Annotated in this window: 23 protein-coding genes; 8 read left to right on the forward strand and 15 right to left on the reverse strand. The window is 75.0% G+C overall.

What is annotated here, in order from left to right:
- Window positions 1–5: 5 nt before the first annotated feature.
- Window positions 6–1,361, reverse strand: a complete 1,356-nt coding sequence (locus G1H19_RS04705; protein WP_162392508.1) for a replication-associated recombination protein A — start codon at window positions 1,359–1,361, stop codon at window positions 6–8.
- 59 nt (window positions 1,362–1,420) lie between these two features.
- On the opposite strand from G1H19_RS04705, the gene G1H19_RS04710 reads away from it, so the two are divergent.
- Together G1H19_RS04710 and G1H19_RS04715 are read left to right on the forward strand one after the other, a co-directional pair.
- Window positions 1,421–2,296 (forward strand): aldo/keto reductase, encoded by an 876-nt coding sequence (locus G1H19_RS04710; protein WP_162392509.1) that lies wholly within the window; start codon window positions 1,421–1,423, stop codon window positions 2,294–2,296.
- Between the two features lie 244 nt (window positions 2,297–2,540).
- Window positions 2,541–3,416 carry a hypothetical protein gene (locus tag G1H19_RS04715; RefSeq protein ID WP_152730620.1) on the forward strand — a complete coding sequence of 292 codons (876 nt, stop codon included), beginning with the start codon at window positions 2,541–2,543 and terminating at the stop codon, window positions 3,414–3,416.
- On the opposite strand, the gene G1H19_RS04720 is transcribed toward G1H19_RS04715, so the two are convergent.
- The 6 genes from G1H19_RS04720 to G1H19_RS04745 form a co-directional block, all read right to left on the reverse strand.
- On the reverse strand, window positions 3,382–3,633 hold the full coding sequence (locus G1H19_RS04720) for a LuxR C-terminal-related transcriptional regulator (RefSeq protein WP_152730621.1): 252 nt from the start codon (window positions 3,631–3,633) through the stop codon (window positions 3,382–3,384). The genes G1H19_RS04715 and G1H19_RS04720 overlap by 35 nt on opposite strands.
- Before the next feature lie 25 nt (window positions 3,634–3,658).
- Entirely contained in the window at window positions 3,659–4,156 is a 498-nt protein-coding gene (locus G1H19_RS04725; RefSeq protein WP_152730622.1) for a beta-class carbonic anhydrase, read from the reverse strand.
- A gap of 89 nt (window positions 4,157–4,245) precedes the next feature.
- On the reverse strand, window positions 4,246–5,982 hold the full coding sequence (aspS, locus tag G1H19_RS04730; RefSeq protein WP_162392511.1) for an aspartate--tRNA ligase: 1,737 nt from the start codon (window positions 5,980–5,982) through the stop codon (window positions 4,246–4,248).
- Window positions 5,983–6,029: 47 nt separating this feature from the next.
- Window positions 6,030–7,034: an aldo/keto reductase gene (locus G1H19_RS04735; protein WP_202925821.1), complete on the reverse strand. Its 1,005-nt coding sequence runs from the start codon at window positions 7,032–7,034 to the stop codon at window positions 6,030–6,032.
- Window positions 7,031–8,284 carry a histidine--tRNA ligase gene (gene hisS / locus G1H19_RS04740; RefSeq protein ID WP_152730742.1) on the reverse strand — a complete coding sequence of 418 codons (1,254 nt, stop codon included), beginning with the start codon at window positions 8,282–8,284 and terminating at the stop codon, window positions 7,031–7,033. Before hisS ends, G1H19_RS04735 begins: the two co-directional genes overlap by 4 nt.
- Before the next feature lie 5 nt (window positions 8,285–8,289).
- Complete coding sequence (locus G1H19_RS04745; RefSeq protein ID WP_162392512.1) at window positions 8,290–8,973, reverse strand: MBL fold metallo-hydrolase; 684 nt, start codon at window positions 8,971–8,973, stop codon at window positions 8,290–8,292.
- A gap of 237 nt (window positions 8,974–9,210) precedes the next feature.
- Here G1H19_RS04745 and G1H19_RS04750 point away from each other — a divergent pair, with 237 nt between their 5' ends.
- The 6 genes from G1H19_RS04750 to G1H19_RS04775 all read left to right on the forward strand — a co-directional run bounded on the left by G1H19_RS04750 (window position 9,211) and on the right by G1H19_RS04775 (window position 12,828).
- Entirely contained in the window at window positions 9,211–10,032 is an 822-nt protein-coding gene (locus G1H19_RS04750; RefSeq protein WP_162392513.1) for a peptidylprolyl isomerase, read from the forward strand.
- Window positions 10,029–10,715: a peptidylprolyl isomerase gene (locus G1H19_RS04755; RefSeq protein WP_152730623.1), complete on the forward strand. Its 687-nt coding sequence runs from the start codon at window positions 10,029–10,031 to the stop codon at window positions 10,713–10,715. The genes G1H19_RS04750 and G1H19_RS04755 overlap by 4 nt, the downstream gene beginning before the upstream one ends.
- Before the next feature lie 24 nt (window positions 10,716–10,739).
- On the forward strand, window positions 10,740–11,297 hold the full coding sequence (locus G1H19_RS04760) for a DUF3105 domain-containing protein (protein ID WP_162392514.1): 558 nt from the start codon (window positions 10,740–10,742) through the stop codon (window positions 11,295–11,297).
- Window positions 11,294–12,031, forward strand: a complete 738-nt coding sequence (locus G1H19_RS04765; protein ID WP_152730624.1) for a hypothetical protein — start codon at window positions 11,294–11,296, stop codon at window positions 12,029–12,031. The genes G1H19_RS04760 and G1H19_RS04765 overlap by 4 nt, the downstream gene beginning before the upstream one ends.
- Before the next feature lie 117 nt (window positions 12,032–12,148).
- A complete protein-coding gene (locus tag G1H19_RS04770; protein WP_152730625.1) occupies window positions 12,149–12,400 on the forward strand; it encodes a hypothetical protein in 252 nt (83 codons plus the stop codon).
- Window positions 12,397–12,828 (forward strand): hypothetical protein, encoded by a 432-nt coding sequence (locus G1H19_RS04775; protein WP_152730626.1) that lies wholly within the window; start codon window positions 12,397–12,399, stop codon window positions 12,826–12,828. The genes G1H19_RS04770 and G1H19_RS04775 overlap by 4 nt, the downstream gene beginning before the upstream one ends.
- 53 nt (window positions 12,829–12,881) lie before the next feature.
- Here G1H19_RS04775 and G1H19_RS04780 read toward each other — a convergent pair whose 3' ends face one another.
- From G1H19_RS04780 to ruvC, 8 genes are all read right to left on the reverse strand, one after another.
- Window positions 12,882–15,323, reverse strand: coding sequence for a RelA/SpoT family protein (locus G1H19_RS04780; RefSeq protein WP_322099346.1), 2,442 nt, complete (start codon window positions 15,321–15,323; stop codon window positions 12,882–12,884).
- A gap of 257 nt (window positions 15,324–15,580) precedes the next feature.
- Window positions 15,581–16,219, reverse strand: coding sequence for an adenine phosphoribosyltransferase (locus G1H19_RS04785; protein ID WP_322099347.1), 639 nt, complete (start codon window positions 16,217–16,219; stop codon window positions 15,581–15,583).
- Entirely contained in the window at window positions 16,216–17,682 is a 1,467-nt protein-coding gene (gene secF / locus G1H19_RS04790) for a protein translocase subunit SecF (protein WP_152730627.1), read from the reverse strand. Before secF ends, G1H19_RS04785 begins: the two co-directional genes overlap by 4 nt.
- A complete protein-coding gene (gene secD, locus G1H19_RS04795) occupies window positions 17,679–19,475 on the reverse strand; it encodes a protein translocase subunit SecD (protein WP_202925822.1) in 1,797 nt (598 codons plus the stop codon). The genes secF and secD overlap by 4 nt, the downstream gene beginning before the upstream one ends.
- Window positions 19,476–19,502: 27 nt before the next feature.
- Entirely contained in the window at window positions 19,503–19,868 is a 366-nt protein-coding gene (gene yajC / locus G1H19_RS04800; protein WP_162392515.1) for a preprotein translocase subunit YajC, read from the reverse strand.
- 179 nt (window positions 19,869–20,047) lie between these two features.
- Window positions 20,048–21,163, reverse strand: coding sequence for a Holliday junction branch migration DNA helicase RuvB (gene ruvB, locus G1H19_RS04805; RefSeq protein WP_202925823.1), 1,116 nt, complete (start codon window positions 21,161–21,163; stop codon window positions 20,048–20,050).
- Window positions 21,160–21,798 carry a Holliday junction branch migration protein RuvA gene (gene ruvA / locus G1H19_RS04810; protein ID WP_162392516.1) on the reverse strand — a complete coding sequence of 213 codons (639 nt, stop codon included), beginning with the start codon at window positions 21,796–21,798 and terminating at the stop codon, window positions 21,160–21,162. The genes ruvB and ruvA overlap by 4 nt, the downstream gene beginning before the upstream one ends.
- Window positions 21,795–22,406 (reverse strand): crossover junction endodeoxyribonuclease RuvC, encoded by a 612-nt coding sequence (gene ruvC, locus G1H19_RS04815; RefSeq protein ID WP_152730628.1) that lies wholly within the window; start codon window positions 22,404–22,406, stop codon window positions 21,795–21,797. The genes ruvA and ruvC overlap by 4 nt, the downstream gene beginning before the upstream one ends.
- Between the last annotated feature and the right edge of the window lie 100 nt (window positions 22,407–22,506).

Raw genomic sequence — 22,506 nt, forward strand, 5'->3', positions numbered from 1 at the left:
TCACCCTAGCCGCGACGTCGGACGATCGCCCGGAGCTTGCCGAGCCGGGCGCCGAGGCCCGCCTCCACCCCGCGCGCCGTGGGGCGGTAGTAGTCCCGCCCGACCAGCGCGTCCGGCGGGTACTGCTGCGGCAGCACGCCGTCGGGGTGGTCGTGCGGGTAGCGGTAGGTGGCGCCGTGACCCAGCTTCCGGGCCCCGGCGTAGTGCGCGTCGCGCAGGCCCGCCGGCACCGGGCCGGCCAGCCCCGCCCGCACGTCGGCGACCGACTCGCCGATGGCCACGGTGAGCGCGTTCGACTTGGGCGCGGTGGCCAGGTGCACCACCGCCTGGGCCAGCGCGAAGTGCCCCTCCGGCATCCCGATGAACGCCACTGCGTCGGCCGCGGCGACCGCGGTGAGCAGCGCGGTGGGGTCGGCCATGCCGACGTCCTCGCTGGCCGCGATCACCAGCCGCCGGGCGACGAACCGGGGGTCTTCCCCCGCCTCGACCATCCGCGCCAGGTAGTGCAGCGCCGCGTCGACGTCGCTGCCCCGGATCGACTTGATCAGCGCGCTGGCCACGTCGTAGTGCTGGTCGCCCTGCCGGTCGTAGCGCACCGCCGCCTGGGCGACCGCGGTCTCCAGCGTGGCCAGGTCGAGCACGTCGCCGCCCGCGGCCCGGGCCGCCCCCGCGCCGGACTCCAGCGCGGTGAGCGCCTTGCGCGCGTCACCGCCGGCCACCCGCAGCAGGTGCTCCTCGGCGTCGGCGGTGAGCGTCACCGCGCCGTCCAGCCCGCGGTCGCTGGCCAGCGCCCGGCGCAGCACCGCCCGGACGTCGTCGTCGGCCAGCGGTTGCAGGGCGAGCACCAGCGACCGGGAGAGCAGCGGGGAGACGACGGAGAAGAACGGGTTCTCGGTGGTGGCGGCGATCAGGCTGACGATCCGGTCCTCCACCGCCGACAGCAGCGAGTCCTGCTGGGTCTTGGAGAACCGGTGCACCTCGTCGATGAACAGCACGGTGCGCCGGCCGGCGTGGGTGAGCTCGCGCTTGGCCTGCGCGATGACCGCCCGCACCTCCTTCACCCCGGCGTCCAGCGCGGACAGCTGCACGAAGGAGCGCTCGGTGGCCAGGGAGATGACGTGCGCCAGCGAAGTCTTGCCGGTGCCGGGCGGGCCGTAGAGCACCAGCGACATCGGTTCGTCGGCCTCGACCAGCCGGCGCAGCGGCGCCCGGGGGCCGAGCAGGTGCTGCTGGCCGACCACCTCGTCGAGGCTCCGCGGCCGCATCCGCACCGCCAGCGGGGCGGACGGGTCGAAGGCGGGGGCGGCCCCGGGGTCGCCGTCGGGCGCGGTGTCGAAGAGAGTGGTGTCGCCCGCCGTCACGACGGCGACGCTACCCGCGGGGGACGACGTCCCCCGCCCGTCCCGTGAGGAGAACCGCCGTGCAGCAGCGCACCATCGGCAACGAGACCGTCGGCCGGGTCCAGGTCGGCGCGATCGGCATGGGCGTCATGCCGCTGTCGACCAAGGACCCCCGGCCCTCGGCCGACGAGGCGGTCGGCGTGGTGCACGCCGCGCTGGACGCCGGGGTCACGCTGTTCGACACCGCCGACGCGTACTCCTACGACGAGGCCGAGTTCGGGCACAACGAGCTGCTGCTGGCCCGCGCGCTGGCCGGCCGCGGCGATGACGTGCTGGTGGCCACCAAGGGCGGGCACACCCGCAGCGGCACCGAGTGGGGCGTGGACGGCTCCGCGGCCTACCTGCGGCATGCCGTGGACGGCTCCCTGCAGCGGCTCGGCGTCGAGGCGATCGGGCTGTACCAGTACCACCGGCCCGACCCGGCGACGCCGTGGGCCGACGTGATGGGCACGCTGCGCGAGCTGTACGACGCCGGCAAGGTGCGCATGGTCGGCATCTCCAACGCCGACGTCGGCCAGATCGACGTGGCCCGCGAGATCGTCGGCGACGCCCTGGTCAGCGTGCAGAACCAGTTCTCGCCGGCCTGGAACTCCTCGCTGGACGAGCTGCGGCACTGCGCCGCCCACGGCCTGGCCTGGCTGCCGTGGAGCCCGTTCGGCGGGGTGTCGGCGGCGCCGTCGCTGGGCTCGTCGGCCGGTGAGTTCAGCGCGGTCGCCGGCGAGCTCGGCGTGTCGGTCTACCAGGTCACGCTGGCCTGGCACCTGGCCCAGGCCGACGTGGTGCTGCCGATCCCCGGCGCCTCCCGCGCGGACTCCATCCGCGACTCCGCCGCCGCCGCCGACCTGACCCTCACCGAGGACCACAAGCGCCGCCTCGACACCTGCCTCACCCCCTGACCCCCACCCCCGACCCCCGACCCCCGACCCCTGACCCCTGACCCCCGCGGGCGCCGATCGCCCCGCCTGTCGATCATCGCCTCGTGGTCGTCCGGCACGCGGTGCCACGGCGCGTCGCACCGCCACGAGACGATGATCGACGACGGGGGACGGCGACGGGTGAGGCCTGTCCACAGGTGGGTGGGGTGTCCACAGGAGCGATTGCAGCCGGCTCGTCGGGCGGTCGCGGCGGCAGGGTCCGGGCATGGAGTCACCACGCCCGTGGTCGGCCGCCGCAGCTCGCGCAGCCGGGACGAGCCGGAGCCGGCGACGCGGGATCGAGCACGTCCGGCTGGCGCACGACGTCCGGGTCCCGCTCACCGACGCCGTCGACCGGGTGGAGCTGCTCGGCCTGCTCGCGTCGGCGCTGCCGGCGGACGCGGCGTTCAGTCACGACACCGCTGCGGCGCTGCTCGGCGCCCCGGTCGACCTGCCCGCGCGGCCGCAGATCGCACTGACCCCTCGCCGGGTGCTGCCCCAGCACGGCTGGGTGGACGTGCACGCCCGCGCGTTGACCGACGTCGACGTCGTGGCCGCCGGGGGGCTGCGCGTGACGTCGGGGGCGCAGACCTTCCTGGACCTGGCGGCACGGCTGCCCGCCGCGGAGCTCACCGCCGTCGGTGACGCGCTCATGCGACGCGGACACCTCACCGCCGACCACCTCACCGAACGGCTGATGCGGGCCGGCCGGGTCCGTGGTGTGGTGCGGGCCCGCGCGGTGGCACCGCTGCTGACCCCGCTCGCGCAGTCCCGGCCGGAGAGCCTCATGCGCTACTGGCTGCTCGCCAGCGACCTGCCCACCCCGGAGCCCCAGGTCCCGGTGCACGACCGCTCCGGCCGGGTCGTGGCCCACGGTGACCTCGGCTACCGCGAGTGGCGGACCTTGCTGGAGTACGAGGGCCGCCAGCACGCCGACGCCGAGCAGTTCGACCGCGACGTGGACCGGTACTCGCTCATGGCCACCGGCGACTGGCTCGTGCTCCGCTTCTCCCGGCGGCACCTGCGCGGCCCGCACGTGGTCGTCGCCCGCACCCGCGCCGTCCTGCTCAACCGCGGCTGGCGCCCCGGCCCGCCGAGTTGATCATCGGCACGTGGTCGCTCGACACACCGTGCGCCGGCGTGTCGAGCCACCAGATGGCGATGGTCAACGGGTCGGCGGGGTGGGGGGCGCCGAGCTCGGCGAGCAGCGCGGAGACGTGCGACGTCACCGTCCGCTCCCGCATCCGCAGCTCGGCGTTGTTCGCGCCGCGGCACACCAGCCGCAGCACGTCGGTCTCCCGGGGCGTCAGCCGGGCCAGGACCCGGCGCCGAGGCCGCGCGGGCTCAGGTCGCGTGCAGCTCCACCGCGCCGGTCGACACGTCGTACACCCCGCCGACGACGGGCATGTCGGCCGGCAGGTAGGGGCTGCTGCGGATCCGCTGCACGTCGTGGGCGAGGGTGGCCTGCTGGTCGTCGATGGTCTGGAAGTCGACGCTGCGGCTGTCCACGCCGGACCGCTCCCGGATCGTGGCGTGCACCTTCTCGTCGGTGGCCTTGGCCATCCCGCAGTCGGTGTGCGCGAGCACCATCACCCGCTCGACGCCGAGCAGGTGGTGGGCGAGCACCAGGCTGCGCAGCACGTCGTCGGTCACCCGGGCGCCGGCGGTGCGCAGGATCTTGGCGTCACCGGCGTGCAGGCCGAGCAGCCCCAGCGGGTCGATCCGCGAGTCCATGCAGGTCACCAGGGCCAGCCCCTTGGCCGCCCGGCCGGGCAGCCCGGCGTCGGTGAAGGTGCGCTGGTACTGCTGGTTGGCGCTGAGCACGTCGTCGAAGGCGTCCATGACCGGTGATGATGGCCGATGGACGCCCCGGACGGAACGTGACCCCGCTCGCCCGGAGGAGAGCGGCCCGCCCCCCGCGTGCCCGGAGCTCAGGCGGGGGCCGGGGGCTCGGCGACGTGGTCGATCCCGGCCTCGACGCGCTGGGCATCGGAGATCGGCGTCGGGGCGCCGGTCAGCGGGTCGTAGCCGGCACCGGTCTTCGGGAAGGCGATGACCTCGCGGATGGAGTCGACGCCGGCCAGCAGCGCGGTCAGCCGGTCCCAGCCCAGGGCCGCGCCGGCGTGCGGCGGCGGCCCGTAGGCGAAGGCCTCGAGGAAGAAGCCGAAGCGGTCGCGCGCCTCCTCGGTCGACATCCCGAGGGTCTCGAACACCTTCTCCTGCAGCGCCGCGTCGTAGATGCGGACCGAGCCGCTCATCACCTCGTTGCCGTTGATGACCATGTCGTAGGCGTCGGACAGCGCGGCGCCCTTGTCCTCGGCGAACCGGTCGCGCCACTCGGGGGTGGGCGAGGTGAAGGGGTGGTGCATGAACGTCCACGACCCGTCCTCGGACTCCTCGAACATCGGGAAGTCCACGACGAACAGGAACGACCACGAGCCGGGCGTGATCAGCTCCAGGCGCCTGGCGATCTCGTTGCGGGCCGCACCCAGCAGCTCCTGCGCACCCCGGCGGGCCCCGGCGGCGAAGAACACGCAGTCACCGGGTGCGGCGCCGACGGCCTCGACCAGGCCGGCGCGCTCGGCGTCGGAGATGTTCTTGGTGACCGGCCCGCCCAGGGTGCCGTCCTCGGCGACGGTCACGTAGGCCAGCCCGCGGGCGCCCCTGGACTTGGCCCAGTCCTGCCAGGCGTCGAAGGCCCGGCGGGGCTGCGCGGCACCACCGGGCATCACGACCGCGCCGACGTAGGGCGCCTGGAACACCCGGAACGGGGTGTCGGCGAAGAACGAGGTCAGCTCGGTGAGCTCCACGCCGAAGCGCAGGTCGGGCTTGTCGGAGCCGAAGCGGTCCATCGCCTCCCGGTAGGTCATCCGCGGGATCTCCGGGACCTCGTAGGACGCCAGCTCCCGCCACAGCGCCCGGACGACGTCCTCGGCGATCGCGAGCACGTCGTCGCGCTCGACGAAGCTCATCTCGAAGTCCAGCTGGGTGAACTCCGGCTGCCGGTCGGCGCGGAAGTCCTCGTCCCGGAAGCAGCGGGCGATCTGGTAGTAGCGCTCCAGGCCACCGATCATCAGCAGCTGCTTGAACAGCTGCGGCGACTGCGGCAGCGCGTACCAGCTGCCGGGCTGCAGCCGCACCGGGACGACGAAGTCGCGGGCGCCCTCGGGCGTGGAGCGGGTCAGCGACGGCGTCTCGACCTCGACGAAGCCGTGCCCGGCCATGACGCCGCGGGCGACGCGGTTGAGCTCGCTGCGCAGCCGGATCGCCGCCGCGGGGCCCTGCCGGCGCAGGTCGAGGTAGCGGTACTTGTAGCGCACGTCGTCCCCGGCCGGCTGGGCCGTCTCGATGGGGAACGGCAGCGGCGCGGCGGCGGACAGCACCCGCAGCTCGGCGGCGGCGACCTCGATCTCCCCCGAGGGCAGGTCGGGGTTCTCGTTGCCGGCCGGGCGGCGCTGCACCTCACCGGTGACGAGCACGCAGTACTCGGCACGCAGCGCGTGCGCGTCGGACTCCCGCACCACCACCTGGGCGTAGCCCGAGGCGTCGCGCAGGTCGAGGAAGACCACCCCGCCGTGGTCGCGGCGGCGGGCCACCCAGCCGGCGAGGGTGACGGTGGAGCCGGCGTCGGCGGCCCGGAGGGTGCCGGCGTCGTGGGTGCGGAGCACGGAGGAGCCTTTCGAGACAGGGCGGGCGGCAGGGAGGGGGCCGGAGGTCACCAGCGGTCGTGCACGTGCGCGCGGATGCGCTCGTCGTACACCCGCTCCAGGTCGGCGAGCTGCGCCGCGGTCAGCGCCGGCAGGCCGGCCGCCGAGACGTTGCCCAGCGCCTGCTGCACGGTGCGGGCACCGGGGATGACGGCGGTGACGCCGGGCTGGTCGATCACCCAGCGCAGCGAGAACGCGGCGGTGCTGAGGTCCGGGCCGGCGATCTCGGCGACCTCGCGGGCGGCGGCGACGCCCACCTCGAAAGGCACCCCGGAGAACGTCTCGCCGACGTCGAAGGCCTCGCCGTTGCGGTTGTAGGTGCGGTGGTCGTCGGCACCGAAGGTGGTCGACTCGTCGTACTTGCCGCTCAGCAGGCCGCTGGCCAGCGGCACCCGGGCCAGGATGCCGACCTGCGCCGCGGCCGCGGCGGGCAGCAGTTCCTCCAGCGGCTTGCGGCGGAACACGTTGAGGATGACCTGGATCGACTGCACACCGGGGTGCTGCAGCGCGGTCAGGCCCTCGGCCACCGTCTCCACCGAGACGCCGTAGCCGGCGATCGCCTCCTCGGCGACCAGCGCGTCCAGGGTGTCGTACACCCGCTGGTCGCTGTAGACCGCAGGCGGCGGGCAGTGCAGCTGCACCAGGTCCAGGGTGTCCACCCCGAGGTTCTGCCGGGAGCGGTCCACCCAGGCGCGCAGGTTCTCCGGTGTGTAGGTGGCGGCCTCGAACGGGTCCGCGCGCCGGCCGGCCTTGGTGGCCACGAACGGCCGGTCCCCGCGGGCGGCCAGGCAGCGCCGGATGCGCTGCTCGGACACGCCGTCGCCGTAGACGTCGGCGGTGTCCAGCAGGGTGACCCCGGCGTCCAGGGCGGCGTCGAGCAGCTCGGCGGCGGCCTCGTCGGACACCTCGCCCCAGTCGGCGCCCAGCTGCCAGGTGCCGAGGCCGACGACGGACACGTCGGCACCGGTCCGGCCCAGGGGCCGGGTCTCCATCGGCGTCACGGAAGCAGTCATGGGCCCACCGTGTCACGGACCACCGACAGCAGCTCGCCGAGGGGCACAGCGGTCTGCTCCTGGCTGCGCAGGTCCTTGAGCTGCGCCACCCCGGCGGCGAGGTCCCGGTCGCCGACGACCACTGCGTGCGTGGCCCCGGACCGGTCGGCGGCCTTCATCGCGCCCTTGAGCCCCCGGTCGCCGTAGACGGTGTCGGCGGCGACCCCGGCCTCGCGCAGCTGCCCGACGAACCGGACGGCGAAGCGCTTGGCCTCGGCCCCCAGCGGGACGACGAAGGCCCGCACCCCGGCCGCGACGGCGACGTCCAGGCCCTCGGCCTGCACCGCGAGCAGCGTGCGGTCCACGCCCATCGCCCAGCCGATGCCGGGCAGGTCGGGGCCGCCCAGGGCCGCGGACAACCCGGCGTAGCCACCGCCACCGCCGATCGCCGACTGCGCACCCAGGCCGCCGTGCACGAACTCGAAGGTGGTCTTCGTGTAGTAGTCCAGCCCGCGCACCAGCCGGGGCGCCTCCACCCAGGCCACGCCGAGGTCGGTGAGGTGCTGCCGGACGGCGTCGTGGTGGGCCCGGGCGGAGTCCGACAGGTGGTCGACCATCAGCGGGGCGTCGGTGAGCTGGGCCTGCACCTCGGGCCGCTTGTCGTCCAGCACCCGCAGCGGGTTGATCTCCGCCCGGCGCCGGGTGTCCTCGTCCAGGTCCAGCCGGGCGAGGAACGCGGTGAGCAGCTCGCGGTACTGCGGGCGGCAGGTGGAGTCGCCCAGCGAGGTCAGCTGCAGCTGCCAGTCGGTCAGCCCCAGGTCGCGGAAGCCCTGCACGCCCAGGGCGACCACCTCGGCGTCCAGCGCCGGGTCGTCGACGCCGAGGGCCTCGCAGTCGACCTGGGTGAAGTGCCGGAAGCGGCCGGCCTGGGGCCGCTCGTAGCGGAACGCCGAGCCGACGGTCCACAGCTTCACCGGCAGGCCGCCGGTGTGCAGGCGGTGCTCGATGAAGGCCCGCATCAGCCCGGCGGTGAGCTCCGGGCGCAGGGTCAGCGAACGGCCACCGCGGTCGCTGAAGGTGTACATCTCCTTCGCCACGACGTCGGTGGACTCCCCCACCCCGCGGGCGAACACGCTGGTGTCCTCGAAGACCGGGGTCTCCACGTAGCCGTAGCCCGCCCGCCGCAGCGGCGCGGTCAGCGTGTCGCGGACGGCGACGAACTGCGCCGACGCCGGCGGCAGCGTGTCGAACGTGCCCTTCGGCGCCCGCATCTCGCTCACAGGCCGCGGCCCTTGGGCGCGGCGGCGGCCTCGGCCAGGTAGGGGTTGGTGGCCCGCTCCCGGCCGATCGTGGTGGCCGGGCCGTGCCCGGGCAGCACGACGGTGGCGTCGTCCAGCGGCAGGACGACGTCGCGGAGCGAGCCGAGCATCGCCTCCCAGGAGCCGCCGGGCAGGTCGACCCGGCCCACCGACCCGGCGAACAGCACGTCGCCGGCCAGCAGGCCGGGGCCCTCGCCGAGGTCCAGGGAGAACACCACCGAGCCCTCGGTGTGCCCGGGGGCGTGCCGGACCGTGAGGTCGACGCCGGCCAGCGACAGGGTGGCGCCGTCGTCCAGGGAGAGCACGTCGGCCGGGTCGGGCAGCGCCACCTGGCCGATCAGCGGCGCCAGGGCCGGGCCGTGCCAGCGCATCGGGTCGCTGAGCATCCCGGAGTCGGCCGGGTGCAGGTAGGCCGGGATGCCGTACCCCTCGCAGACCGGCAGCACGGAGAAGGTGTGGTCCAGGTGGCCGTGGGTGAGCACGACGGCCACCGGCTTGAGCCCGTCGGCGGCCAGCAGCTCGCGCAGCGGCTCCAGGGCCTCCATGCCGGGGTCGACGACGACGCACTCGGCGCCGGGACCGGAGGCGACGGCATAGCAGTTGGTGCCGAACGCGCCGGCGGGGAACGAGCGGATGAGCACCGGTGCAGGCTACGCGGGAGCCGCGCGGGGCCCTCCCGGCGCGGGCCCGGCACCGGCGGCCGGTCCGGCGGTCGGGCCGGCGGACAGGCCCGGGGCCGCGTCCTGGCAGGGGACGCCCAGGCGGCCCGCCTAGACTCCCGCCGAGTGCCGGGGCGCGCCACCGAGCCGTCCCGAGCCCGGACCGGTCGGCCCGGACGGTCCACCCGCCGATCAGCACCCGCCGAGGAGTACGCCCCCGTGCCCAGCAACAAGCAGCGCCGCGAGGCCGCCCAGCGTCGCCTGCAGCGCCAGCTCGAACGCCGCGCCGAGTTGGCCCGCAAGCGCCGTCGCAACGTCCTGGTCGGCACCGCCGCGCTCGCCGTCGTCGTCGTGGTGGGTGCGGTGCTGCTGATCACCGGACTGAACGGCGACGACTCGACCGACACGGCCAGCAGCCCCGGCGCCGCGGCCAGCACCCCGGCCGCCGACGGCGTGGTCGACGGCGCCGACGGCACCTGCGACTTCACGCCCGACCCGGCCGCCAGCGACACCACCACCGACGTCGGCATCCCGCCGGCCGAGGTGGTGGCCACCGGCACCTCGATGCTGTCCATGGTCACCAACGTGGGCACCATCGGGCTCACGCTGGACCGCGCCGCGGCACCGTGCGCCGCCGCCAGCTTCGACTACCTGACGCAGCAGAAGTTCTTCGACGGCACGCCCTGCCACCGGGAGACCGACTCCGAGGGCCTGAAGGTGCTGCAGTGCGGCGACCCGTCCGGCACCGGCACCGGCGGCCCCAGCTACACCTTCCCGACCCAGGTCACCGGCGCGGAGACCTACCCGCGCGGCACGCTCGCCATGGCCAACAGCGGGCAGGGCACCGACGGCAGCCAGTTCTTCCTGGTCTACGGCGACAGCGACCTGCCCCCGGACTACACCGTGGTGGGCACCATCGACGAGCCCGGCCTGGCCGTGCTGGACACCATCGCCGCGGCCGGCAACGACGGCTCCAACGGCCCGAACGACGGCGCCCCCACCCAGCCGGTCACCATCGAGTCGATGACGGTGGTCGCATGAGGTCCACCCCCGCCGCCCTGGCGCTGACCGCCCTGCTGCTGGCCGGCTGCTCCGACTCCTCCGACGGCGACAGCGCCGACACCCCGGCGGCCGCCGACGGCACCGCGACCTGCGAGTGGATCCCCACCGACGGGTCCAACCCGGACGAGCGCGACGTGGGCACCCCGCCGGCGCAGGTGCCGGCCACCGGCATCGGCACGCTGACCCTCACCCTGGGCCAGGGCGACCTGGGGATCACCCTGGACCGCTCGGGCACGCCCTGCGCCGCGGCGAGCTTCACGTACCTCGCCGAGCAGGGCTTCTTCGACGGCAGCCCGTGCCACCGCGAGGTCAACCAGCCGAGCTTCGGGGTGCTGCAGTGCGGCGACCCGTCCGGCACCGGGCGGGGCGGGCCGACCTACCGCTACGCGCAGGAGGTCCGGGACACCACGACCTACCCGCGCGGCACGGTCGCGATGGCGAACACCGGGCAGCCGGACTCCACCGGCAGCCAGTTCTTCCTGTGCTTCGTCGACACCGAGCTGTCCCCGGACTACACCGCGGTCGGCGTGGTGGACGAGGCCGGCCTGCTGGTGCTCGACGGCATCGCCGAGGCCGGCAACGACGGTTCCCTGGACCCCAGCCCCGGCGGCGGCGCACCGGTCACCCCGGTCACCATCGAGAAGGCCGCGGTCCAGTCGTGACGGTCGTGTCGTGAGGCACCTGTCGTGACCGCGTGGCGGGTGCCGGTCGCCCTGGCGGCGCTGGCCCTCGCCGGGTGCACGTCGACCGTGGACGGCGCCGCCTCGGCGGCCGCGGTCAGCGTCGGCGGCACCCGGGTGGCCGACTACGCCGCCGGGCAGCAGCACCGCACCACCAGCGTCGACTACGCCGAGAGCCCGCCCGTGGGCGGGCCGCACGACCCGCAGTGGGCCGACTGCACCGGCACCGTCTACGCCGTCGTCATCCGGCCGGAGAACGCCGTGCACTCCCTGGAGCACGGCGCCGTGTGGGTGACCTACGACCCGGACGTGGCCTCGGCCGAGGACGTCGCGACCCTCACCGAGCTGGTCGAGGGCCGCAGCGGGCTGTTCCTGTCGCCCTACCCCGACCAGGCCGCCGCGGTCTCGGTGCAGGCCTGGAACCACCAGCTGCGCACCGCCTCCGCCGCCGACCCGCGGATCGGCCAGTTCGCCGACCTGCTCACCTACAACCCGGAGACGACGCCGGAGCCCGGCGCGACGTGCGAGAACCCCGGCTTCGCCGCCGACCCGCCGACGTCGTGAGCCCGCGCCCGGCACGCCTGCTCGCCGCCGCCGGCGCGGTCGCGCTGCTCACCGGCTGCGGCTTCGCGTCCGACCTGACCGACGCGGACCCCGCGCCCTCACCGTTCCCGGACGCGTCCGCCACGGCTGCCGCGGCGCCGTCGACCCCGCCGGACGAGCCGGTCGTGGTGGCCGAGGCCGTGCTGGTGGCCGTGGACGGCGCCCGGGTGACGCTGACGGTGACCGCCGACCCGGTACGGCCAGGACTCCCGATGGGCGCCGGGCTGAGCGGGTGCACGCTGGCGCCGGGCGACCCGACCCGCTCGGTGCGGTTGTCCCTCACCCTGTCCGGCGTCGTGACCGACTCCCGGGGGGAACAGGCCGGTCTCATGGTGGCCGGCCGGGTGCGGGTGGCGGCACAGGACCCGGCCGACGCCGTCGGTGCGCTCGTGGCCTCCTCGGCGGCACAGGACGCCTGCCCGGTCGGCACCGGGCTGGAGGGCTCGGACACCTTCGCCGCCCCGGACGTCGGCTCGGGGACCCGCGCCACGGTGCAGGCCTTCGTGGTCGCCGCCGGTCCCGGCGGTGGGGTGAGCGACCCGGCGGCCCTGCCCCGGGTGACGGTCCGTCTGGAGGACCTCCGGGAGATCCGGTACGACCCGGACACCAGCGAGCCCGCGTTGACGCTGTCCGACCCGACCGTGGGCAGCCGCTGCCCGGACGACCCCGGGACGCTCTGCGCCACCCTCGGCTGAGCCGGACGCGCACCACTCGAGGTCGTCGTCCGGACGACGAGCATCCCGCCCGGTCCTGTGCGAACGTGGGGTGCGGGCTCCGGCCCCGCCCAGACCACCACCCGACGAGGAGTTCGCATGACCGCCAGCACCAAGAACGACGTCGCCACCGGCTCCCGGGACATCAAGTCGCACGAGACCACCAGCTTCGCCGACCTCGGCAAGGAGATGTGGGCCTACCTGACCGGCAAGGGCGCGGCGATCAACTACGAGTTCGTCGACATGACCGTCGAGGTGCCCCGGGAGACCGGCGCCCAGGCCCCGCGCGCCACGTGGAAGCTGAACGGCACGCTGCGCATCACCACCGCCGAGAACGCCAGCCGGGGATGACCGGGGAGGGTCGGCCCGCACTCGACGTGACCGCCGACCTCACCCTCGACGTCGACGGCGTCCCGGTGGAGGTCAGCGCATCGGGCTCCGAGGTGACCGTGACGTCGGGCGACCTGCGGCAGCTGTTCGCCGCGGTGCGGGTCGCCGGTGGCGCCACCACGCAGGGCGCGCCGGGGCGGACCGAGTTCGCCCGGGTCGCCGACACCCTCGCCGAGCACGGGCTCACCGCCCGGCTCGACGGGCCCGCGGGCCGGGTGCTGACCCTGGGCGCGGCGGTCGACTCCCCCGCCGGCTCTGCCCTGCTGGGCACCCGGCGGGCCCGGCTGCACGCCGGTGCGGCGCTGCGCAGCGGCGGCCCGGCCGTCCCGGCCGCCGGCGGCGCGCTGCTGCTGCTGGCCCTGGCCGCCCTCTGGCGGCGCCGGCACTGAGGCACTGAGGCAGGAGTCGAGGGGGCGTCACCATCGAGGTGGCGCCCCCTGGCTCACGCGGTGACGCGCTCCACGTCGAAGACGCCCTCCACGTTGCGCACCGTCTGCAGCACCGCGCCCAGGTGCGCGGGGTCGGCAAGCTCGAAGGTGAACCGGCTGACCGCCACCCGGTCGCGGCTGGTCTGCACCGACGCGGACAGGATGTTGACCCGCTCGTCGGCCAGCGCCCGGGTGACGTCGGACAGCAGCCGGTGCCGGTCCAGCGCCTCGACCTGGATGGCGACCAGGAACACCGCGCCGGGCGCCGAGGCCCACTCCACCTCGACCAGCCGCTCGGGCTTGCGCTGCAGGTCGTCGGCGTTGGTGCAGTCGGTGCGGTGCACGCTGACCCCACCCCCGCGGGTGACGAAGCCGAGGATGTCGTCCCCGGGCACCGGGGTGCAGCACTTGGCGAGCTTGGCCCACACCTCGCTCATCCCGCGTACCAGCACCCCGGAGTCGCCGCTGGTGGTGCGGTTGACCGTGCGCCGGGTCGGCACGGCTGTCTCGGCGATGTCCTCCACCGCGCCCTCGGCGCCCCCCAGTGCCGACAGCAGCTTCTCCACCACCGACTGGGCGGAGAGCTGGTTCTCCCCCACCCCGGCGAACAGCGCGCTCACGTCGGCGAAGTGCAGGTCCTTGGCGATCGTGCCCAGCGCCTCACCGCCGAGCAGCCGCTGCAGCGGCAGGCCCGCCTTGCGCATCGCCTTGGTGATCGCGTCCTTGCCGACGTCGATCGCGTCCTCGCGGCGCTCCTTGGTGAACCACTGCCGGATCTTCGTGCGGGCCCGGGAGGACCCGACGAACATCAGCCAGTCCTGGGACGGCGCAGCCGTGGGCGAGCGGGAGGTGAAGACCTCCACGACGTCGCCGTTGGCGAGCTTGCTGTCCAGGCTGACCAGGTTGCCGTTGACCCGGGCGCCGATGCACCGGTGCCCGACCTCGGTGTGCACCGCGTAGGCGAAGTCGACCGGGGTGGCCTCGCCGGGCAGGCTGATCACGTCGCCCTTGGGCGTGAAGACGAAGACCTCCTGCGGGCCCAGGTCGTAGCGCAGGTCCTCCAGGAACTCCCCAGGCTCCTGCGCCTCGCGCTGCCAGTCCAGCAGCTGGCGCAGCCAGAGCATGTCGTCCCCGCCGCGGCCGGGTTGCGGGTCGGCCTTGGCACCGGGCTTCGCCTTGTACTTCCAGTGCGCGGCGATGCCGTACTCGGCGGTGCGGTGCATGTCGTGCGTGCGGATCTGCAGCTCGACCGGCTTGCCCTGCGGGCCGATCACCGTGGTGTGCAGCGACTGGTACATGTTGAACTTCGGCATCGCCACGAAGTCCTTGAAGCGGCCCGGCACGGGCTGCCAGTGCGCGTGCATGATGCCCAGCGCCGCGTACACGTCGCGCACCGAGTCGACCAGGATCCGGATGCCGACCAGGTCCCAGATGTCGGTGAAGTCGCGGCCGCGCACGATCATCTTCTGGTAGATCGAGTAGTAGTGCTTGGGCCGCCCGGTGACCGTCGCGGCGATGGCGGCCGCCTTCAGCTGCTCGGTCACCTCCGAGGTGACCTCGGTCAGGTACGTGTCCCGGGACGGCGCCCGCTCGGCGACCAGCCGCACGATCTCGTCGTAGCGCTTGGGGTACAGCGTGGCGAACGCGAGGTCCTCCAGCTCCCACTTGATCGTGTTCATGCCCAGCCGGTGCGCCAGCGGGGCGAGGATCTCCAGCGTCTCGCGCGCCTTCTTCTCCTGCTTCTCCGGCGGGAGGAAACGCAGGGTGCGCATGTTGTGCAGCCGGTCGGCCAGCTTGATCACCAGGACCCGGGGGTCCTTGGCCATCGCCACGATCATCTTGCGGATCGTCTCGGCCTGGGCGCCGTCGCCGAACTTGACCTTGTCCAGCTTGGTGACGCCGTCGACCAGGTGGGCGACCTCGGCCCCGAAGTCGTCGACCACCGACTCCAGCGACACCCCGGTGTCCTCGACGGTGTCGTGCAGCAGGGCGGCCACCAGCGTGGTGGTGTCCATGCCCAGGCCGGCCAGCACGGTGGCCACGGCCAGCGGGTGGGTGATGTAGGGGTCGCCGCTCTTGCGCTTCTGCCCCTCGTGCGCGGCCTCGGCCACGTCGTAGGCCCGCTGGAGGAGCACCAGGTCGGCCTTGGGGTGCGACTGGCGGTGCAGCACGGCCAGCGGCTCGAGCACCGGGCGGATGGCGGTGCTGCGCTGACCGGCCACGATCCGGCGGGCCAGCCGGTCACGGACGCGGCGGCGGGGCAGCACGTCCGCGGGCGTCGGGGACGCGGGCGGACCGGCCGGCGCCGCGGCGTCCGGGGCGGGCAGCTGCACGGCCGGGCGCGGGGGCAGCGGGGCGGGCGGTGGCCCGGCCGGGGCCGGCCCCACCCGGTCCGCGGCGTCGGACACCGGGACGGCGGGCTCCCGGCCGGCGGGCTCCGGGACGGCGGTCGCCACGCCGGCGGGCTCCGGGCCCCGACCATCTGGGCCCCGACCATCCGCGCCCCGACCATCCGGGCCCTGGACCTCCGGGAGACCGGGCGCGCCCGTGGCCGGCCGGGAGGCGGCGACGTCTGGGGCCACGGGATCTCCTGCGTTCTCGAGGAGGGAGGGGAGCTCCTCCATGCTAGCGGCGGGGCGGCACCGGGTGCCGCCCGAGCCCCCGCTGAGGGGGGTGTCCGGGCCGGCCGCCGCGCCGGAGGTGAGGGCCCGGCTCAGACCAGCCAGAGTGCGTGCACGGCGTGCGGGGCGATCCGCTGCCGGCCGCCGAGGGCGGCGAGCTCCACGACGACGGCCACCGTGGTCACCACGCCGCCGAGCTGCTCGACGAGGGAGACGGCCGCCTCCAGCGTCCCGCCGGTGGCGAGCACGTCGTCGACCACGAGGACCCGCTGGCCCGGGGTGATCGAGTCGGTGTGCAGCTCCAGGGTGGCCGTGCCGTACTCCAGGGCGTAGTCGGCGGAGACCCGCTCCCGCGGCAGCTTGCCGGCCTTGCGCACCGGCACGACACCGGTGCCGGTGACCAGCGCGACCGCCGCCGCCAGCAGGAACCCGCGGGCCTCCACCCCGACCACGACGTCGAAGTCCGGCTGCCGCGCCGCACCGGACAGCGCCGCGGCCCGCGGGTCGACGGCGGCCGGTGCGGCCAGCGCCTCCACCACCCGGCGGAAGGCCCCGGCGTCGGCGAACACCGGGGTGAGGTCACGGAAGACGATCCCCGGGGACGGGAAGTCCGGCACGTCGACGACGAACGCCGCGATCAGCTCGTCGACCGGCAGCTCCCCGCCGAGCGCCGGGACCCCGACCTGCTCCGGGGTCCCGCCCCGCGCCTCGTCCCCGCCCGCGGAGGTCACCGACGCTTCTTGGTGCCCGGGCCGCGCTGTCCCGGCCGCTGGGGGCGGGCCCCCGGGCGCGGGGCGGAGGTGGGGGCCGAACGGGTCACCGACGACGGGGACTCGATGGGCACGTCGGCCTCGATCGGCCCGGGCAGCTCGGTCCCCCGCTCGGCCTCGGCCAGCGCGGTGGCGCCCCCGGAGCTCGCGCGGACGGCGCCGTCGGCGGTGGCGCTCGCCGGGCCGCGCCGGGCCCGGCGGGCGGTGGCCACCGGACCCGCGGCGACGCCGGAGCGGGCCGCGGCCTGCCGGGCCTCCGACGAGCGGCGGGCGAGCACGCGCTTGCGCAGGGCGACCTGGGCGGGCTCGCGCTCCTTGAGCTCGGCCAGCACCGGCGTCGCCAGGAAGATCGAGGAGTAGGTGCCCACGGCCATGCCGACGAACAGCACCAGCGCCAGGTCCTTGAGCGTGCCCACGCCGAGCAGGCCGGCGCCGACGAACAGCAGCCCGGCGACCGGCAGCAGCGCGATCACCGAGGTGTTGATCGAGCGCATCAGCGTCTGGTTGACCGCCAGGTTGGCGGCCTCGCCCCACGTCATGCGGGCCCCGCGGTCGAGGTCCTTGACGTTCTCGTCGACCTTGTCGAACACCACCACGGTGTCGTACAGCGAGAAGCCCAGGATGGTCAGCAGCCCGACGACCGTCGAGGGCGACACCTCGAAACCGATCAGGGCGTAGATGCCCGCGGTCACGATGATGTCGTGCAGCAGCGCGGCCATGGCCGCGATGGCCATCTTCGGCTGGAAGCGGATGGCCAGGAACAGCACCACCGCGACCAGGAACACGGCGAGGGCGAGCAGCGCCTGGTCGGTGATGTCCCGGCCCCAGTCGGCGCTCACCGCCTCGACGCTCACGTCCCCGGGGGTGGCGCCCACGGCGCCGGCGACGGCGTCGACGACGGCGTCCTCCTCGCTGTTGGTCAGCGCCGAGGTGCGCAACAGCACCTCGTTGCCGCCGACCACCTGCACGCTGGCCACCTGGGCGCCGGCGTCCTCGGCCGCCGAGCGGACCGCGGCGATGTCGGAGCTGGTGCCGGCCACCCGCAGGCTGTTGCCGCCGGCGAAGTCGATGCCGAAGTTGAACTGCCGCACGCCCATGAACAGCACGCACAGCAGCACGATGACAGCGGTCACCGTGAACCAGAAGCGGCGCCGGCCCACGACGTCCAGCCCGGTCTCGCCGTTGTAGAGCCGGTGGGCCAGCGAGCCCCTGGCCTGGCGTGGGCCGGCTGCCCCCTCGGCGCCGAGGCCGGCGTGGGCCAGCGCGCGGTCGTCGGCGGACTCGGCGGCCTGCTGCTCGACCTCGGCCGCGGCGGTCGCCTCGGCGGCGGCCTCGTCGGCGTCGGTGCCCTGCGGGACCGGGAGGACGGCGTGGTCGTCCGCCGCGGGGGTGCCGGCGCCGTCCGGGCGGGTGCTGCCTGTCATCGGGGGCTCCTCGTCGTGGTGCCCCGGCCGGCGGCGACGAGGTCGCGGTCGGGAGCGGTGTCGCCCGGCACCCGGGGCGCGGCGGACCGGCGGGTGCGGTCGACCTGGCCGAGGCCGGAGAAGCGGTTGCTGCCGAAGCGCTTGAACCGCGACAGCACCGCCATGAGCGGGTGGGTGAAGAGGAAGACGACGACCAGGTCCAGCACGGTCGACAGGCCCAGGGTGAACGCGAAGCCCTTCACGTCACCGATGGCCAGCCAGTACAGGATGGCCGCGGCCAGGAAGCTGACGGCGTCGGCGGAGAGGATCGTGCGCCGGGCCCGCACCCAGGCGCGGGGCACGGCGCTGCGCAGCGTGCGGCCCTCCCGGATCTCGTCCTTGAGCCGCTCGAAGTAGACGACGAAGGAGTCGGCGGTGATGCCGATCGACACGATGAACCCGGCGATCCCGGCCAGGCTCAGCGCGAAGCCGATCTGCCGGCCCAGCAGCACCAGGCTGGCGTAGACGACCAGGCCGGACAGGATCAGGCTGGCGATCATGACCAGGCCGAGGCCGCGGTAGTAGAGCAGCGAGTACACGAACACCAGCAGGATGCCCAGCCCACCGGCGATCAGGCCCGCGCGCAGCTGCTCGCCACCCAGCTCGGTGGAGATCGACTGGGCGGTGGCCTGGGTGAAGGTCAGCGGCAGCGAGCCGTACTTCAGCTGGTTGGCCAGCGACTCCGCCTCGGCCTGGGTGAAGTTGCCGCTGATCTCGGTGGACCCGCCGTTGATGACGCCGTTGATGGTGGGCGCGGAGACGACCCGCTGGTCCAGCACGATGGCGACCTGGTTGTTCACGTTGGCCGCGGTGTACTGGGCCCAGGATGCGGTGCCCTCGCTGTTGAGATCCAGGGTGACGATCCACTCACCGGTGTTGGCCCGGGTGCCGGCGGCGGCGTCGGTGACCTGGGTGCCCTCCAGCACGGCCGGGCCGAGCAGGTACTTGGTGCTGCCGTCCTCCGAGCAGACCGCGATGTTGTCCTCGGGCCGGTCGGGCTGGGTGTTGGTGGCGTCGCCGTCACAGGTGAGGGTGGCGTAGGCGGCCTGCGCCTCCTCCAGGGAGACGGCGGGCGTGGCCGGGTCGGTGCCGGGGTCGGCCGGGGCGCCGTCCCCGGACGTGGCCGGGGCGGACGTCGGCGCAGCCGGGTCGGTGCTCGGCGCAGCCGGGTCGGTGGTCGGGGTGGGGTCGTCCACGAAGCCCTGGGTGGGCGGGGCGCTCGTCGGCGCAGCCGGGTCGGTCGTGGGTGCAGCCGGGTCGGTCGTGGGCGCGGCCGGGTCCGCCGGCGGCGCGGCCGGGTCGCTCGTGGGCGCGGCCGGGTCCGCGGGCGGGGCGGCCGGGTCGGTCGCCGGCGCGGCCGGGTCGGTCGGCGCGCCGCCGACCGGCTCACCCTGGATGACGCCGCGGAAGCGGAGCTGGGCGGTCTGGCCGAGCTCCCGGGCCTGGTCGCCGTCGTCGCCGGGCACGGAGATGACGATGTTCGAGTCGCCCTCGGTGACGACCTCGGCCTCGGCGACGCCCAGGCCGTCGACGCGCTGCTCGATGATGCTGCGCGCCTGCTCCAGGTCGACCTGGCTGGGCGGGCCGCCGCCCGGGGTGCGGGCGGTCAGGGTGACGGTGGTGCCGCCCTGCAGGTCCAGGCCCAGGGTCGGCGTCCGGGAGTTGCCGGTGAAGAACACCAGGCCGTACATGACGGCGAGGACGGCGACGAGGGCGAGGAAGTAGTTCCGCGCGGAGAACGTGCGTGAGGCCACGGTGGGCAGCTCCTGTCGGCTCGGGGCTCAGCGGGAGCGGTCGGTGGGGTCCGGCCCGCGGTCCAGGCCGGTGCTGCCGCCCGTGGACGGGACGTCGTCACCGAGGTCGGCGGTCCGGTCGGGGGCGGCGCCGGGCTGCGGGCGCACCTCCAGCACGGCGGCCCGGACGACGGTGAGCACCACGCCGGGGGACACCTCGATGCCGATCGTGCCGTCGCCGAGCTCGGCGACCGTGCCGTGGATGCCGCTGGTGAGCATCACCGGCGTGCCGATGGTCAGGGACTCCTGGAGCTCCTGGGCGCGGGCGGCCATCTTCTTGCGCTGGCGTGCGGGCAGCACGACCAGCAGCGCGAAGGCCAGCACGATGACGAGCAGCGGGAACAACGAGTCCACGGTGGAGGTGCCTCTCTACCGCGCCGGGTGCGCGCGGTGGGTGCGGCCGCCGGGGCGGGCCGCTCGGGTCGACAGGTCGGGACCTGTGCGGTCGGGACGGGGGCGCGGGGCACCCGGGCGCAGCGTGCGCCCGGGCAGTGGCCCCGGACGCAGCCGGGGCCTGCGCCAGCGGGGTGAGTCTAGGCGTCGAACAGCGTCTGTGACGAAGCCCCGCCCGGGTCCGGCTCCCCTGCGCCCCCGCGCAGCACACCAGCCCCTTGCGGCGGCGTGTGCCCCAGGTGCGTCCAGGCCGCCTCGGTCGCCACCCGGCCGCGCGGGGTGCGGGCCAGCAGGCCGGCGCGTACCAGGAACGGCTCGCACACCTCCTCCACGGTGTGCGGCTCCTCCCCCACGGCGACCGCGAGCGTGCTCACACCCACCGGTCCACCCCCGAAGCGCACCACCAGGGCCTCCAGGACGGCGCGGTCCAGCCGGTCCAGACCCAGGTGGTCGACGTCGTAGAGCCGCAGCGCGGCCTCGGCGACGCCGCGGGTGACCCGGCCGTCGGCGTGCACCTCGGCGAAGTCGCGCACCCGGCGCAGCAGCCGGTTGGCGATCCGCGGCGTGCCGCGCGACCGCCCGGCGATCTCCGCGGCGCCGTCGCCGGTCAGCTGCACCCCGAGCAGCGACGCGCTGCGGTCCAGCACCCGCTGCAGGTCGGCCGGTGAGTAGAACTCCATCTGGCCGACGAAGCCGAACCGGTCGCGCAGCGGGCCGGTGAGCAGCCCGGCGCGGGTGGTGGCCCCGACCAGGGTGAACGGGTTGATGTCCAGCGGGATGGCCGTGGCACCGGGACCCTTGCCGACGACGACGTCGACCCGGAAGTCCTCCATCGCCATGTAGAGCAGTTCCTCGGCCGGGCGGGCGATGCGGTGGATCTCGTCGATGAACAGCACGTCACCGGGCGCGAGGTTGCTGAGCATCGCGGCGAGGTCGCCGGACCGCTCGATCGCCGGGCCGCTGGTGATCTTCACCGCGGTGCCCAGCTCGGAGCCGATGATCAGCGCCAGACTGGTCTTGCCCAGCCCGGGCGGGCCGGACAGCAGCACGTGGTCCGGTGGCCGGCCGCGCCTCTTGGCGCCCTCGAGCACGAGCCCCAGCTGGGCGGCGACCTTGGGCTGGCCGATGAACTCGCCCAGCGAGTGCGGCCGCAGCGCGGACTCGACGACCCGCTCATCGTCGCCGGCCTGCGGGCTCACCTCGCCGAACACGACCGTGTCCGACGGGTCCCCACCGTCGCGCCCCGGCCCGGTCACGGGCGGCCCAGCAGCCGCAGGCCCTGCCGGAGCAGGACGGCGACGTCGACGGCGCCGGTGGCGGCGACCTGCTCGGCGGCGACCGGCGCCAGCTCGGCGACGGCGCCCTCCGCCTCCCGGCTGGTCCAGCCCAGGCCGACCAGGGCGTGTTCCAGCTGGTCGCGCCAGAGGGCGACCGCGGTGACCCCGGCCGCCGGCGACGCGTCCGCGCCGTCGAGCGGGCCGCTGTCGCTGCGCACCCCGAGCCGGTCGCGCAGTTCGATGATCATCTTCTCGGCGCCCTTCTTGCCGATCCCGGGCACCGCCATCAACGCCTTCACGTCGGCCATCGACACCGCCCGGCGCACCTCGCGCGGCGGGTGCACGGCGAGCACGGCCTGGGCCAGCCGGGGGCCGACGCCGTTGGCGGTCTGCAGCAGCTCGAACAGCTGGCGCTCGTCGTCGTCGGCGAAGCCGTAGAGGGTCAGCGAGTCCTCCCGGACGACGAGGGTGGTCGCCAACCGGGCCTCCTCCCCGACCTGCAGCCGGGCGATCGTGCCCGGCGTGCACTGCACGGCCAGGCCCACCCCGCCGACCTCGACCACGGCGCCGTCCGGCGCGACGGCGGTGACCCGGCCCCGCACGCTGGCGATCACCGGCCGATCCCCGTCCAGCGGCTGGCGCGGGGCGCCGGCCGGGCACCCAGGGACAGCCCGGCGCCGTAGCCGCCGGGCAGGTCGGGGGCGACGCCGGCGCCGGTGGCCAGCGCGGCGACCCGCAGCCGGTCGGTGGCCGGCCCGCGCCACACGTGGCAGACCGCCAGCGCCAGTGCGTCGGCGGCGTCGGCGGGCTTCGGTGCGACGGTGAGCCCGAGCACCTTCATGACCATCAGGGTGACCTGCTCCTTGTCGGCCCGGCCGCTGCCGGAGATCGCGGCCTTGACCTCGCTGGGGGTGTGCCAGGCCACCGAGAGGCTCGCCTGGGCGGCGGCCAGCGCGGCGACGCCGGCGGCCTGGGCGGTGCCGGTGGCGGTGCCCTTGTTGCTCTGGGTGAAGACCCGCTCCACGGCGACGACGTCCGGGCGGTGCGTGCGCAGCAGCGCGGTGACCTCCGAGTGCAGCTGCAGCAGGCGCACCTCCAGGGCGAGGTCCGGGGAGCTGCGCACCACACCGACGCCGACGGCGGTGGGACGCTGCCCGGGCACGCCGTCGACCACGCCCCAGCCGCACCGGGTCAGCCCCGGGTCGATGCCGAGCACCCGCATGGGACCGCCCCTCCGTCGTAGCCCGAACACACGTTCGACCCGAGACGTTAGCCTCTCAGGGGGACGGACCCGGCCGCACGACACGCCGCTCCGACGTGTT

This window comes from Goekera deserti (assembly GCF_010685995.1).
GTDB lineage: Bacteria > Actinomycetota > Actinomycetes > Mycobacteriales > Geodermatophilaceae > Goekera > Goekera deserti.

What these genes read in the sequence shown, in the direction of transcription:
- G1H19_RS04715 (WP_152730620.1), top strand. Translation starts at nt 2,541, where the DNA reads ATGGAGTCACCACGCCCGTGGTCGGCCGCCGCAGCTCGCGCAGCCGGG.
- G1H19_RS04725 (WP_152730622.1), bottom strand. Translation starts at nt 4,156, where the DNA reads ATGGACGCCTTCGACGACGTGCTCAGCGCCAACCAGCAGTACCAGCGC.
- G1H19_RS04735 (WP_202925821.1), bottom strand. Translation starts at nt 7,034, where the DNA reads ATGACTGCTTCCGTGACGCCGATGGAGACCCGGCCCCTGGGCCGGACC.
- hisS (WP_152730742.1), bottom strand. Translation starts at nt 8,284, where the DNA reads ATGCGGGCGCCGAAGGGCACGTTCGACACGCTGCCGCCGGCGTCGGCG.
- G1H19_RS04755 (WP_152730623.1), top strand. Translation starts at nt 10,029, where the DNA reads ATGAGGTCCACCCCCGCCGCCCTGGCGCTGACCGCCCTGCTGCTGGCC.
- G1H19_RS04770 (WP_152730625.1), top strand. Translation starts at nt 12,149, where the DNA reads ATGACCGCCAGCACCAAGAACGACGTCGCCACCGGCTCCCGGGACATC.
- G1H19_RS04775 (WP_152730626.1), top strand. Translation starts at nt 12,397, where the DNA reads ATGACCGGGGAGGGTCGGCCCGCACTCGACGTGACCGCCGACCTCACC.
- secF (WP_152730627.1), bottom strand. Translation starts at nt 17,682, where the DNA reads ATGACAGGCAGCACCCGCCCGGACGGCGCCGGCACCCCCGCGGCGGAC.
- ruvC (WP_152730628.1), bottom strand. Translation starts at nt 22,406, where the DNA reads ATGCGGGTGCTCGGCATCGACCCGGGGCTGACCCGGTGCGGCTGGGGC.